The 14007-nt window shown below is 55.2% G+C and carries 13 protein-coding genes and 1 pseudogene; 1 reads left to right on the top strand and 13 read right to left on the bottom strand.

The window, feature by feature from the left end; all coding sequences use genetic code 11:
• Window positions 1-6 precede the first annotated feature (6 nt).
• The 13 genes and pseudogenes from OCY70_RS26690 to OCY70_RS26630 form a co-directional block, all read right to left on the bottom strand.
• Window positions 7-240, bottom strand: coding sequence for a helix-turn-helix domain-containing protein (locus OCY70_RS26690; RefSeq protein ID WP_261945251.1), 234 nt, complete (start codon window positions 238-240; stop codon window positions 7-9).
• Window positions 241-325: 85 nt separating this feature from the next.
• Window positions 326-610: a hypothetical protein gene (locus OCY70_RS26685; protein WP_213427368.1), complete on the bottom strand. Its 285-nt coding sequence runs from the start codon at window positions 608-610 to the stop codon at window positions 326-328.
• A gap of 78 nt (window positions 611-688) precedes the next feature.
• Window positions 689-955, bottom strand: a complete 267-nt coding sequence (locus OCY70_RS26680; protein ID WP_213427369.1) for a hypothetical protein — start codon at window positions 953-955, stop codon at window positions 689-691.
• Between the two features lie 5 nt (window positions 956-960).
• Window positions 961-1203, bottom strand: coding sequence for a hypothetical protein (locus OCY70_RS26675; protein WP_213427370.1), 243 nt, complete (start codon window positions 1201-1203; stop codon window positions 961-963).
• A 252-nt stretch (window positions 1204-1455) separates the two neighbouring features.
• Window positions 1456-1647 carry a hypothetical protein gene (locus tag OCY70_RS26670; protein WP_213427371.1) on the bottom strand — a complete coding sequence of 64 codons (192 nt, stop codon included), beginning with the start codon at window positions 1645-1647 and terminating at the stop codon, window positions 1456-1458.
• Between the two features lie 364 nt (window positions 1648-2011).
• Window positions 2012-2977, bottom strand: a complete 966-nt coding sequence (locus OCY70_RS26665; RefSeq protein WP_213427372.1) for a LacI family DNA-binding transcriptional regulator — start codon at window positions 2975-2977, stop codon at window positions 2012-2014.
• Window positions 2978-3067: 90 nt separating this feature from the next.
• A pseudogene (locus OCY70_RS26660) lies at window positions 3068-6434 on the bottom strand (GH36-type glycosyl hydrolase domain-containing protein).
• 105 nt (window positions 6435-6539) lie between these two features.
• The gene (bglX, locus tag OCY70_RS26655; protein ID WP_213427373.1) at window positions 6540-8711 is read right to left on the bottom strand and encodes a beta-glucosidase BglX; all 2172 of its coding nucleotides are present in this window, start codon (window positions 8709-8711) and stop codon (window positions 6540-6542) included.
• Window positions 8712-9049: 338 nt separating this feature from the next.
• Window positions 9050-9667, bottom strand: coding sequence for a hypothetical protein (locus OCY70_RS26650; RefSeq protein ID WP_249724788.1), 618 nt, complete (start codon window positions 9665-9667; stop codon window positions 9050-9052).
• Window positions 9664-9828: a hypothetical protein gene (locus tag OCY70_RS26645; protein WP_213427374.1), complete on the bottom strand. Its 165-nt coding sequence runs from the start codon at window positions 9826-9828 to the stop codon at window positions 9664-9666. The genes OCY70_RS26650 and OCY70_RS26645 overlap by 4 nt, the downstream gene beginning before the upstream one ends.
• A gap of 116 nt (window positions 9829-9944) precedes the next feature.
• A complete protein-coding gene (locus OCY70_RS26640; RefSeq protein WP_213427375.1) occupies window positions 9945-10850 on the bottom strand; it encodes a carbohydrate ABC transporter permease in 906 nt (301 codons plus the stop codon).
• A 16-nt stretch (window positions 10851-10866) separates the two neighbouring features.
• A complete protein-coding gene (locus tag OCY70_RS26635; RefSeq protein WP_213427376.1) occupies window positions 10867-11826 on the bottom strand; it encodes an ABC transporter permease in 960 nt (319 codons plus the stop codon).
• Window positions 11823-12605 (bottom strand): alpha/beta hydrolase, encoded by a 783-nt coding sequence (locus OCY70_RS26630; protein ID WP_213427377.1) that lies wholly within the window; start codon window positions 12603-12605, stop codon window positions 11823-11825. Before OCY70_RS26630 ends, OCY70_RS26635 begins: the two co-directional genes overlap by 4 nt.
• A 449-nt stretch (window positions 12606-13054) precedes the next feature.
• Between OCY70_RS26630 and OCY70_RS26625 the strand changes: the two genes are divergently transcribed.
• On the top strand, window positions 13055-13966 hold the full coding sequence (locus OCY70_RS26625) for a serine hydrolase domain-containing protein (RefSeq protein ID WP_213427378.1): 912 nt from the start codon (window positions 13055-13057) through the stop codon (window positions 13964-13966).
• The last annotated feature ends 41 nt before the right edge of the window (window positions 13967-14007 follow it).

Below are 14007 nucleotides of genomic sequence, written 5' to 3'. Positions count from 1 at the left end.
AACTCCTTAAAAACGCGGGTAAATTGCTTGAGATGCTCGTATCCGGCCCGGCGGCGGATGTCCGCAATTTTGTTGTCCAGCCAGCAGCCGCTTCGCTTCCTCCAGCCGCACCTTTTTAACATCGTTCACGAAGCTGTCACCGGTGTACCGCTTGAACGCCTCACTCAAATACGTATAGCTGAGCGAGACATGATTCGACACCCTCGCCATCGTCAGCGGCTTGCCGTAGTGTTCCCGAATATAGCGGATTCGCTTTCTTCATCTCTTCCCGCTCCGAATGGGCCTGACGCACTTTGGACACATTGCGGCTCAGATTGAGCAGGAATTACTCCAGCGCCTTCACGTAAGGCTCCGCGTCGCTGAACCGGAACATGTCGCAGACATCACGCGAGCTGGCCACCAATTCCGCCGGAGCAGCCCCGTGCACGCGGAACACGTCGTCGATGACCCGCTCGTTAATCAGGCTGCGCAGCTCTTCCAGATAGGCGATGCCGTACCCGATCAGCTTATCCTGATCTAATAGATCATATAGCAAGTCGCGCAATTCCTTGTCGCGATCGGTGCCCAGCATGTTCGCCAGCTTATGCACTTCTTCCAGCGGCGGCTTCAACGAAAGAACGCGTCTCCGGGGTGGAGAAAAGAAAAAAGCAGGCCGCGAACGGAATCGCAACCTGCCTCTGGGACACCATCAAAACCCGTGAAAGAGGCCGAGCAAAATGAGCCATGCAAGAATAAAAACCAACGAGCCAATGATATATTCAGTCACTTCCTGTGCTTTATTCTCTTTCTTAACGCGCAACGCGATGGCCTCATTGAAGACACCGAAAGACGAGATGAGCAGCATAATGCCCATATACATCGCTTTCGCTTTGTTCTCTTTACTTAAAAGTATTGCCACTCCACAGAGAAAAACCCCGAATGCGGCCAAATATTTGAAAACTTTAAATCTATTCATTGTATTTAACTGGATGGCTGGTATCCATCGGCTCTTTCTAAAAGATTGTAGGCATTTCGCATTGCTTCATTACCGTTATTCGAATTCTCATAAATGGTTAATGCTAAAGGAACTGAACCAATTAACCCAAGGATAGCAGCACCACTCAACACTGTTACAACTCCCTCTGCAACTAAAGTAGAAGCAGCTATATCTATCGCACTTCTCGCTGCAGCAACATTATTGGCATACATTTTGAAATCAGACAAATCGCTACCCGTATATAACCATTTTGTAATCTTACCGCCCCGAGGACTGTCCATAAAAATATTGTTTGATGTTTCGCGGGCAAGACACTTAAAGTAATTGTAAGGGGATATCCCCATATTCGTGTAGTATGTAAAGTCTTCTCGCCCCCCTGATTCAACCCGGCTGGCCGTCCTAAAACTGTAATGATTTGATCCGTAATTAACTTCTGCATTCAGCTCTTCATCAGACAGTTGATCTCCGTCAATATAATATTAACCGTCCTCCGTAATTTCTATAACGCTTTCCTTATGAGCATCTCTGAATAATCTTTTAAAACGTTCTTGTTGAGTAAAAAATTGATAACGGGTGGATTCACGAATTTTAATGGTTTTAACTCCGTCATTTTCAACCGTTGCAGTAGAGAATGCAGAAATTTTCGTTCCAACAATATTGAAATTCGTCAACTACGTTTGTCCGGATCGTATTGTAGTTCTCCTCAACATTGTCTGCAAATGTTGGTGTTGGTAAAAAAGCAAGCATAATTGCCATCGACAACAATACTGCCAACGTTTTCTTGAAAATCTTCAAATCAAACACCCTCTTCCTTTTTTATTAAAAAAAACATTACATTTACAATAATACCAGCACAAAGAATATAAGGGAATACAAAGTTATCCAATTACTTTTTTTACTTTTCCCATGCTAAAAAGATCCAAAGTGACTACATAAAAAAGAAGCACCCCATGATAAGCCAAGAGCTTATCACGAGGGGCTTCCTCGTTTCTCCCTACTTGAATTGGTTTAAAACTTGACACTCACAGAGCCCCATCATCCCCTGCCGACGGACTCCCCTTCCACGAGCGTCACGTAAATCCGTTCATGCTCGACCTTTTCCCCGGAAATAATTTTGATGAGCTGCTCCGCGGCCAGCGCGCCCCATTTATGCTTGGAATAATCGATCGTGGCGAGACGCGGCTGCATGTAGCGGGTCAGCTCGATGTTATCGAAGCCGATCACATGGATATGCTCGCCAATCCGGTATCCGGTATCGGCCAACCGGTCGCACAGTCCGATCGCCATGTCGTCATTGAGGCAGAAGACGGCTGCCGGCCCCGTATACTCCTCGATAATCTGCTCTGCGGCACGCTCCCCGCCGCTTTTCTTGAAATTGCCCGGAATCTCGATCCATTCCACATCCTCGGCCCGGTTCGCGACCAGCTTCACGGCCTTCATCCGCTGATTGGAGTCGTACGAGCCCTCGGGGCCCGTCACGACATAAATTTTCTTGTGACCCCGCTCAACCAAATATTCCGTCGCCAACGTCGCTCCCGCCTTGTTGTCCAGCAGCACCTGATTGATATTCGGATGATCCATCTCCCGATCCAGCACGACGATGCGGTGATTGCGGTCCGCGTATTGAATCAGTTCTTCGCTTGAGAATGTCTGGTCCAAAATAATGGCGCCGTCGATCATCCGCTCGGGAAGCATGCGATGGGACTGCTTGCCGCTGCACACGATCAGATCATAGCCCTGCGCATTGCAGACTTCCTTCATTCCGTCGAGAAGCTCTCCGTATACATCCCCCTTGAAGTCCGTCAAGAACACGCCTACAATCTTGGACTCCCTCTTCTTCAATGTTCTTGCGGCAGCATTGGGCACATAGTTCAGTTCTCTGGCAATCGCCAAAATTTTAGCGCTTGTCTCGTCCGTCACTTTGCTGCTGCCGTTAAGAGCATAAGATACCGTTGAAATCGAAACTCCGGCTTTTTTAGCGATATCCTTGATACTAACCACTTGTCCTCGCTCCTCCGTTGGTTCGCCAATCCTTCAATGCATTAATAATGAATGGTAATGTTAACCCTATTGTAACATCCGGCAGCGCCACTACATAAAGATCTCGATTATGTTCCGATCCTCCGGCTTCATCTCGCGTTCCAAGACATCCTTCGCCACGCGCAGACCGCCCTGGCGATACGGATTGGATATGCGATCGGCATGCAGCGGCTTCCCGTTCATCACGACGCGGCTGACCGCTCCATCCGCAATGCGGTAGATGAAGGTTACCTTCGCCCCGGCGAAGCGGAAGTCGAACCGCATCCCGTCCAACCCGGCCGGAAGCACCGGATCGATCACGAGATCGCCGTTGTCCTGCCGGATGCCAAGCGCGTTGGAGATGAGCTGATTCATGTAGATTCCCGGACCGCTGGAGTAGATTCTCCAGCCTCCCTTCACTGGAATCTCCCCTTCGCGCAGCGCGTCGATACGGGCCTGAGCCTCGTACCTCGTATTGAATTTGCCGTCGGAGCTGCTGAAGTAGGCATTGCTCTGGCGGAGCTCCGCGTTCGGCACGACCTCATGAATGCCGACCGGATTAATGATCTCCAGTCCGTTCCATACATCGTCCGCATGTCCCAGCTTCGCCATCGCTTCCACATAGCGGATATGCGCATGCACATATTGAAGCCCGACCTCGCGGCCGAAGTTGGCCGCCTGTTCCGCCCGCTTGAAATGCGTGCTGACGCCGCCGGCGTATTGGGCCGGACGGTTCATCAGGCGGACGCCGTCCGGGAAGAACAACTTATCCTTAATCAGTCGGTAATTGGCCTCGGCCTGCTCCGGCTCGACCAATTCCGCGATAATGGAGCGCGTCACCGGCAGCAGCCGGAATTGAATGCCCGTATCCGTATCCGTCGGATGCAGCATCCGCTTCACATGCTCCGGATCCTCCATATAGAGGAAGCCCGGAATGATCTTCGTGTCCAGCATATAGCGTTGGTAGTCCCGCGCGATGCCGGACGCCATCTCCCGCAGCTCGGCCGCAAGCGCTTGATCCGCCGGAAGCAGCGCGCGGGAGAGCTGGTTCAGCGCCTGATAAGTCAGCGCGACGGTCCAACTGCTGACCATATACTTCTTCAGCTGCGCATTTGCCGGCTGGAGCGTGTCGTCCCAGTCCCCGTCTCCGTACGAGGACAGGTACGTATCATGCAAGAAATGAGTGCGGATATAATCGATTTCCTTCGCCGCATGCTCCAGTATGGTCGCCGTCCGCTCGGTGAAATCGAACCGGCGCTTGATGGTATAGGGAACCTTTTCCTCCAAAATACTGTAATCCCGGGTAGCCGTCAAATAATCTCCCAAAACTTTCAGCGGCCAGACAATAATGTCGCCGTGGCTCTCCTCCTGCTGGATGGCGAAATACTTGTCGAACATAAACCATTGCGGCCAGTTGCCGTCGTCTTCATATTGATGGGAATAGACCATCTTCAAAATATCCCGGACCTGCTCGTATTTCTGCGTCGCCATGAAATATTCGACCGGTCCCTGGCACACGTCCCGGGTTCCCCAGGCTGCCCCGCCATACTGCTCCAGCCCATGCGGAACCGCATAGTGGACAAGCATGTTATGCGTGTACCACCAAGCGAGGGCGTTCACCTTGAAAAGATCATCCGCACTCTCGCCGCCGCGCGACAGCCGGAAGCCGTTCATCGTCTCTCTGAAAAATTCGCGATAGTCCGCAATCTCTTCCCCCATGCCGCGCGAAGACCGGGCAGGCTCCTCTCCGTCCAGCCGCCCCTGAATCGTCAACGTCCATTCCGGGCTCGCGCCCAGCTCCAGCGTCACGAGGGAAGCGTCGCCGGGACGGATGCCGTCGGCCAGCGCCGTCTCGTCGCCGGCAGCGGCGTCCGCGCCTTCCACCCGCATGCGGTACTGCAGCTTCGGGTAGACGCCCGCGCTAAGCGAAGCGGGATCCGCGGTGAAGATCATCGTGCCCTGGTCATTGGTCATCCGCACCGGCAGTTCATACTCATTGACATGCATCGTGACCTGATTCGTCACCAGATAGCGGTACGGCTTGCCGCTCTCCGCACGCACATGCAGGCGCACCTCCGGCGAATCCGCCGCCGTGACGTTCGTAATGATCAGCATGTCGTCCTCCGTCTTGTAATACCACCGCGCATAGTTGAATCCGAGCTCGAACAGCGACGGCATCGTCAGCAGCCGGTACTTGCCTTCTCTTTCCCACGTATATGCGCTGCCCCGCCGTCTTCGGCACATTGAGCGGATTGCGGGCGTTGCTCATCAGTTTGTTGAAATTCGTGTTCCCGACCACCACATGGGAATTGAAAAGCCCGTACATATAGGAAGTGGTCGTCAGGACGTCGCCGCCCAGCTTCACGCTGCGGCCGCTCATCAGAATATGCCCGTGCGGGCGCTCGACAAGCAGTTCCTTCTCCTTCAGCACGACAAGCTCGTATGTGTCCGTGAAGAAGGCCAGCAGCCGCCCTTGCCCGTCGCGCTCCTCCTGGCGAATGCGGGGGAATCGCGCCTTCACTTCCTCCTCCTTCAGGGAGAGGGCGCGAAGCGGTTCGCCAATCGAGGGCTTCAGGCGAACCGGAGGCAGCTCGCGCAGCGGCGCGGCCGTGCCTGCGGCGGCGAGATACGCCTCCCAGGCCGCCTGCACCTCATCGGCGTATTCCAGCTCCGTCACGGCGGCCGCATGATCCGGCTTGAAGAGACCGTAGAATACGAAGCGGGCTTCGCCGCTGAGCGCCACCGGCTGCGATTGAAGCGCCGTATAAGCGAATTCGTACTGATAGATTTTATTGGCCAGCTTGGCTTCGCTTAAGGCTGCCGGGACATTCGTCTCCTTGTAGGAGCGGCCGAAAAATTGGAACCCGTCGGTCGAAAATCCGGCCGCTCCGGTCAGTGCGCCCTGCTGAACGTACGGGAACGCCCCGCCCTGCGGCTGGTTCTGGCGCGAACAGACGACATACCCCTTCGCCTCGTCCTTAAATACGGCGTGGTCGATATACTGCGACAGATACGCTTCATTATTAAGCACGGCGCCGGGATCGGCGACGCCGATATCCTGGCCGTAGATGACGTCGATCTCCATCCCGTCGCCGCGCGCCTCGACGTCCCAGAACCAGACGCCCCGCTTCACCGGCGCAAACGTCACCCGATACGCCACGCTTTCGGCCGCGCCCTCCCAGACGAGCCGGCCTTCACCGGCGCGAACCGCGCTCCCGGAATGAACGCCGAGCAGCGGGTAGGACCGGATGCCGGAATCCCCATGAATCCGGAGATACAGATTGTTCAAGGACCCGTCCAGCGGGCTTGTCATCAGTTGATTGATCATCGTCCGGCCGCTTACGGCCTGGTACAGATCCCCGCTCTCCCAAAAGGTAAAGCGCAGATCGCCGGCTTGAACGTCAAGCTTGGATGTCATGGATGTCGCTATCGTTGTCATGTGTGTGTCATTCCTCCCAGCTCTTGCATCATCAATTGCGTTTCTTCTATTGCGAAAAAAATATCTAATTTCTTCATTAATAAGGAAAGCGGACGGCAGCTTCCGTCAGTTCGACCGGACCAGCTTGAACGTTTGCTCCGCCGTATCCCGGCTGTTTGGTCCGACATAGACGCGGAACGTTCCCGGGTCGCTGGCGTAACGAAGATCGGAATGATGGTACCGCAGCTGCTCCTCGGTCACGGTAAACGTCACGGTCTCGCTCTCTCCCGGCGCCAGCTCCACCTGCGCATAGCCCTTCAGCTCGCGAACCGGACGAACGACATCGCCGGCGACATCGCGGATATAGAGCTGCACCGTCTCCACCCCGGTTCTTGTGCCCGTGTTCGTCACCCGGACGCTGACGATCAACGGCTGCTCCGGCGTCATCTCGCTGCCGGACAGCGATACCTCGCCGTATTCGAATGTCGTATAGGACAAGCCGAAGCCGAACGGAAGCAGCGGCTCGTTCGGGCAGTCGATATACTTCGACACGTAGCGTTCTTCCGTCTTGGCCGGATCGAGAGGCCGTCCGGTATTGAAATGGTTGTAATAGACCGGCACCTGGCCTGCCGATTGCGGGAACGACATCGTCAGCCGCCCGGACGGATTGATGCGTCCGAGCAGAATATCGGCAATCGCGGCGCCTCCCTCGCTGCCCGGGAACCAGGCCTCCAGCACCGCATCGGCTTCATCGTATACGCCATGCAGATCGAGCGGCCGGCCGTTGAACAGGACCGCAGCCATCGGCTTGCCCAATGATTTCACGCGCTTCACCAGCTCAAGCTGCCCTTCCGGCAGGCGGATGTCCGTCCGGGAGCCGCCTTCCCCGCTCATCGCCGATTCCTCGCCGAGAGCCAGCACGATGATATCGGCGCCCCGGGCCGCGGCCAGCGCCGCCTCGCATTGCTCCGGCGTCATGCGGCCGATGCCGCAGCCGGGCGCGATCTCCAGCAGCCCGTCCTGCATCCGCTCGGCCAGGGGGTCGCCCACCTTGACGGCGTCTTCCTTCACGCCGACGCAGGACCACCAGCCCAGAATATCTTCGCTGTTGGCGAACGGCCCGATAAGCGCCACCTTGGCCCCCGGCCGCAGCGGAAGCACGCCGTCGTTTTTGAGCAGCACGCATGATTTGGCCGCCAGCTCGTAGGACACCTGTCGATGCTCCTCGCAGAAGAGCACCTGGCGTTCCCGCTCCGGATCCGCCCCGCGCAGCGGATTGTCGAACAGCCCCAGCTTCTCCTTCAACCGCAAAATCCGCAGCACGGCTTCGTCAATGAGCGCTTCGTCGACCAGTCCGCTCTGAACGAGCTCCGGCAGATGCCGGACATAGCACGGGGTCATCATCTCGATGTCGACGCCCGCGCGAATCGCCCGGTATGCCGCTTCGCGATCATCCTCCGCCGCGCCGTGGGCGGTCATTTCCCGAATCGACGCCCAGTCGGAGATGACGACGCCATCGAAGCCCCATTCCTCGCGCAGGATGCCGCGCGTCAGCTTCTCATTGCCGGTGGCCGGAATGCCGTCGACCGTATTGAAGGAGGTCATCACCATTGCGCAACCCTCATCCAGCGCCGCCTTGTATGCCGGCAAATAGGTTTCGCGCAGCTGGCGCTCCAACATGTCGACCGTATTGTAGTCGCGTCCGCCCTCCGGCGCGCCGTAAGCGGCAAAATGCTTGACGCAGGCCGCGAGACGGTCGGTGTCCTCCTTCAGATTGCCGCCCTGGTAGCCGCGAACGAATGCGCGCGCGAAGAGGCTGTTCAGATACGGATCTTCCCCGGTCGTCTCCATCACTCTTCCCCAACGCGGATCGCGCACCAGATCCACCATCGGCGCGAAGGTGACATGGATGCCCGCCGCCGCCGATTCTTTGGCGGCCACCGCCGCGCTCTTCTCCGCCAGGTCCACATCCCAGGAGCAGCCGATCGCGAGCGGAATCGGAAATATCGTCTTGAACCCGTGCACGACATCCGCCATGAACAGCAGCGGAATGCCGAGCCGGCTTTTGCTTAAATAGGATCTCTGCACGTCAATGACCGCTTGCGCGCCCGACAGTCCGAGCACGGATCCGCTGGCGTTCACCATCGATTCCGTGATCCCCATCTCTTCCATTGGACCGGTCACTTGTCCTTCACTCGCTGCGCCTTCATGAAAATGAGCCGTAAGCTGCAGCAATTGCGCGACTTTCTCTTCTAACGTCATTTGCCGCAGCAGGGCGGTTAATTGCGGATTGTCCATAGTCGTTCCTCCATTGCTTCATTTATAAGGGCGTGATCATAGATTCTTCCAGGGAGTAATCGGTTTACAAAATTGAATAACTGCCAGATTCCTTCTCCTTTCTCAGGAACATGCATAACCGGAATGATAGAAGCACATCATCGGTGCCCAGCATCCCCAGGTCATGCAGGGAGGGAAGCCCTCCGCTGCGGCAGTTATGCACATTCCTCATTCAGAAGAGCTGGACGGTGAAGCGAAGAACCCGGTTGCATGGGACTATCCTGCATACCGGGTTCCATCGACTCGGACCGCTGACGAACCCCTCAGGCCAACTTCACTTGCAGCTACATGCGTATTTCTTATTGTTTGTTCAGTTCATCCAGAACCGGTTGGACAAGCGGCATTTTGCTGTCCACCCATTTCTTCCAGTTTGCTTCCAGATCTCCGTTTTGCAGAATCAGGTTCGTGCATTCCGACTCATAATTGAAGGTCGCCTGATTTTTCGCTTTGGAATCATACAGTTGAACCGTCCAATCGTACTCGGCCAGCTTGCCGCCTTCTTTGCCGAGCTTGGCTTTGTTCTGATAGTGAAGGATCGCTCTGTCGCGGTACTCCTTCTTGATCGCCGGGTTGATCATGCTGAAGTCGTCGCCCAAAAGGTACAGCCCTTCGAAGCGGCTTGGATATTTGTCTTCCAGAGACGTGCCTTCCGGCAGCAGGCTGACGAGTTCTTGATTGTCACCATACTTCCAATCCTTGCCTTCGAAGCCCATGTTGAGCAACATTTGTCCTTCTTTGGACGTCGAATAGTCGAGCAGGTCCATGATGCGCTCGAATTTCTCCTCGCTAATGTTCGGCGAGAAAATAAGCGCGGACCAGAAATTGACTTGCTCCAGGTTGCGGTACTTGCCGTCGTCGCCAAGCACGATCGCGGTGTGAACGACATCGTCGCTCTCCACGCCCAGATTTTTCTTCATCGCCTTATCCACGTCTTGTCTGTACGATGCCAGATTCCGTCGCCATCCTTCTCATTGCCGCCTTGCGCTTCCTGCTTCGAGCAAGCAGTCACCATCAGCATGACCGCGCATAAGGCGATGGCCAGAACAGATTTTACCGACAGCTTTTTCTTCGTTTTCATTGGATGTCTCCCCCGTGATTTTAGATTTTTATTGCAAAAATCTAACTAATGAGTGTTCAAACAGTTCGGCTTCGTGATCAAAAGCGGACTTTTTGAACGACCTCTATGCGTATTAATCAGGTCTTGATAGCCCCTGTTAACACCCCTTTTGCGAAATGCTTTTGCAGCATCGGGAAGAAGCACATAATCGGCACCATCGTCACGAAGACCGCAGCCATTTTCATCCCCGTTGAAAAAGCTTGCTTGCCGACCGCATCGACGCTGGAAGCGTTCGAGGCGTTGGTTTGCGATTCGACAATGATCGTCCGCAATACGTTCTGCAGCGGGAGCTGATCCGCCTTGCGCAGGAAAATCATCGCGTCGTACCAGCTGTTCCAGTAGGCGACGCCATAGAAAAGCGTAATGGTCGCCATAATCGGCGCCGCCAGCGGCAGGACGACGGAGAACAGGATTCTCCATTCGCCCGCTCCGTCCAGCCTTGCCGATTCCATCAGCGATTCAGGAAGGCTCTGGAAGTAGTTCATCATCAATATCATGTTGAAGGCGCTGAAGCTGCCGGCCAGGATGACGGACCACAGCGTGCCTGTCAGATGGAGCGATTTCATAATCAGGTAGAGCGGCACGATGCCGCCGTTGAAGATCATCGTGAACAGCACAAGGAAGAAGATAATCTTCTTGCCCGGGAACTTGCTTCTGCTGAGCGCGTAGGCCATGCTGCTCGTCAGGAACAGGCTGAGCGGCAAGCCTACGATAAGCAGCTTGAGCGTATTCCAGTACCCCGTCAAAATGCTTCCGTCCTCGAACAAAGCCTTGTAGGAAGCCAAGGTCGGATTTCTTGGGAACATCATCATCGGATTATCGGCATATTCCTTCGGCGTCGAGAAGGAAATCATTATCACATTCCAAAACGGAATCAAAATCAATAAGGCGAATATCAGCAGCAGGAAGAAAATCACGTAATCGAGCGCCGTCATGTTTCCTATGCGGAACTTATGCTGCTTCTTGGCAGCTATCTTGCTCATCCCTTGCACCCCTCTCTTATCGGAACAGACCGTCTCCGCCCAGCATTTTGGCCACCCTGTCCGCCAGAAGCAGCAGAATCATATTAATGAGAGAACGGAACAGGCTGACTGCGGTGGAAAACGAGAAGTCCGTCGAAGACTGGAACGTAATGCGGTAAATATACACATCCAATACTTCCGACACGTTCTTCGTCGCCGCGTTCGCCAGGTTGAAAATCTGATCGAAGCCCGACGACATCAGGCCGCCCACCGACAAAATGAACATGATGGTAACGGTAGGCAAAATGTTCGGCAGCGTAATCCGGAACATCTGCTGCATGCGCGAGGCGCCGTCGATCTGGGCCGACTCGTATTGATCCTGGTCGATCCCGGATATCGCCGCCAAATAGATGATCGCGCCCCATCCGGTCGACTTCCAAATGTCCGTGAGCAGCAGCATCGGAACGAACATCTCCTCCGAGCCGAGGAAGTTGATCGTCGGCAAGCCGAGCAGCGCCAGGGCGCTGTTCACGAGCCCGTCATACGCCAGCACATTGATGACGACGCCGGATACGATAATCCAGGACAGGAAATGAGGGAACGTAAAGACCGTCTGGAAGATTTTTTTCGTACGCCGCATCCGCAGCTCGTTCAGCATCAGAGCAAGCAGAATCGGGAACGGGAACTGAATGACCAGCTTAATAATATTGATGTACAGCGTTCTCCATAACGCATCGATGAACGCCGGATCGCGAAACACGTACTTGAAATTTTCGAATCCGGCCCACGGGCTGCCCCAGATTCCGAGATTGGCCTTATAATCCTTGAAGGCGAGCGAGAGGCCGCCCATCGGCAAGTAGGCGAACAGCAGCAGCCATATCAATCCGGGAAGAAGGAGCGTATATACCATTCTGTTCTTCCATATTTGCGTAAGCAGGCTTCCGAACTTCACATGTCCTTTCACAGGTCCGTCTGGATCTAAAGCGGTGGCTTTCAAATTGCATCTCCTCTCTCTCCCTTGTTCTTGTCCTCAAACAGGAAGTCAAATGCCGTCTTCAAATGCTCTTCCCAGAAGAGCCAGTCATGCGTTCCCGGTCCTTCCACGTACCGGAAGTCAAATGGAGTGCCCTGCATATAACCGGCAAAGTCGCGGTTCATCGCGAGGAACGGGTCGCTGGAGCCGCAGCAGCACAAGATGGACGGAAGCGCTCCCTTCTCCTCCGCTCTCCTCGCCGCCAAGGCGTACAGATCCTGTTCCGGCCGAATTTTCAGCTCGGGGCCGAACACCGCCCGCATCTCCTTGACCATGCCCGGGGGCATCTCCGGGTCTTGAAGACGCCTCTGCATATCGGTCACTCCGGACAAGGATACGGCCTTGGCGTACCGCTCGGGATAGGTCAACGCACATTTCAACGCGCCATAGCCGCCCATGGACAATCCGGCTACGAATGTCCTCTCCGGATCGGTATTCATGCGAAGCATGCGCTTACACAGCTCTGGCAGCTCCTCGGTAATGTAATAAAAATAATCCAACCCGTACTCCATATCCGTGTAGTAGCTGCGGTTCGCCTCCGGCATGATGACCGTGCAGCCGTACTTGGCCGCATACAGCTCGATCGTCGTCAGCCGCTGCCACGTGCTCGCATTGTCCCCCGCCCCGTGCAGCAGATACTGCGTGCTACCTGACGGATGAGGAGATTCCAGGGGAAAGACGACGTGGATGTTCGTTGTCATTCGCAATGTCGTTGAGCCGGTGTCTATCGTTACATGCGCCATATGTAATCCCTTTCATTTTCAAAAGTTTGAAATCATAGCTTCGCCGATTCGCCACTTTCGTAACGGGCTCGCACCTGGGAATCCAGGCTGCCTTGGAGCGCCTTTTTCCTGTGAAAGCGGTTTTTCGAATCGTTTCGACTAAAGCATAGATCTCGCACCCTGAGCCTGTCAATGATTTTTCGAAAAATAAGCTCGAGAAATGTTGAAGCATAATCACTTCTGTCCCATTTTATCTATATATATCCTTAAATTGATTGAACAGGACAAAAGAAAGCGCTTGCTTCTTGTCCGTTGACATGGTATGAGAGCGATTGTAATATGATAAATAACAGCTTAGCGCTCTATCGCAGAAACGTTTCTATTGCGATATACATAGGGAGATACCGTTCTTCCTGCCAGCGTTCCTCTCTGCATCATTTCAAAATCCATAAGGAAAGAAGGACTGGATGATGTCTCATGTATTAACCGGTTTTGTGCAGCGGGTAACCGAGAAAAAATTAAACGTCCTCTCCGCGCGGGTTCGGCAAGGCGGCCGCCTGGCGGCGCAATGGGATGCGGGCGAAGATATCCGCCGCGTGCAGCATTCGATCAGCAAATCATTCACCTGCATGGCGGCCGGACTGGCAATCGAGGAAGGGAAGCTGACATTGGAGACGACGCTGGGGGATGTGTTTCCGCAGCATGTGCGGGAAGGAATCGCGAATGATCCCGCCCTTGAGCCCGGCCGCATCCGCTTGTACGATCTGCTGCGGATGGCCTCCGGCCATGACGCTCCGCCGCTGTGGGCCGACGAGAGAAAGTCGCTGCAGGAGAAGGACTGGGCCAAATATTATATGTCGCTGCAGCTGGACCGTCCTCCCGGCGAGCGGTTCACCTACAGCAGCGGAGACACCTTCATGATTTCGGCGATGGTGCAAGCCGCCGTCGGCGAGACGGTCCATCAATATCTCACTCCGCGCTTGTTCGAGCCGCTCGGGATGGAACGCGTCGAATGGGACACGTCCCCGCTCGGCGTCACGCTCGGATGCGCGGGGCTGCGCATCAGCAACGAGGAGCTGAGCCGCTTCGGACAACTGCTGCTGCAGCGGGGCGCTTGGGAAGGCGAGCAGCTCATCCCCGCGGAATGGATCGCGTTCGCCACGCGCAAGCATATCGACAATGAGGGCAGCATCGACTGGAGCCAGGGCTATGGCTGCCAGTTCTGGATGTGCACGCATGACGCTTATCGGGCCGACGGCGCGCACGGGCAGTTCTGCATCGTGATCCCCGGCCGCGATGCGGGGATCGCCATCAACAGCAACGAAGGGGATATGCAGAGCATCCTCGATGCGGTCTGGGACGAGATTCTGCCTGTGCTGTAGTCGCGGCCAGACCAGCAAGCCCCGCGGCCGACTGCTCGGCG

Source organism: Paenibacillus melissococcoides, from assembly GCA_944800085.1.
Classification (GTDB): domain Bacteria; phylum Bacillota; class Bacilli; order Paenibacillales; family Paenibacillaceae; genus Paenibacillus_B; species Paenibacillus_B melissococcoides.
This window is presented reverse-complemented; position numbering and strand designations above follow the sequence as displayed.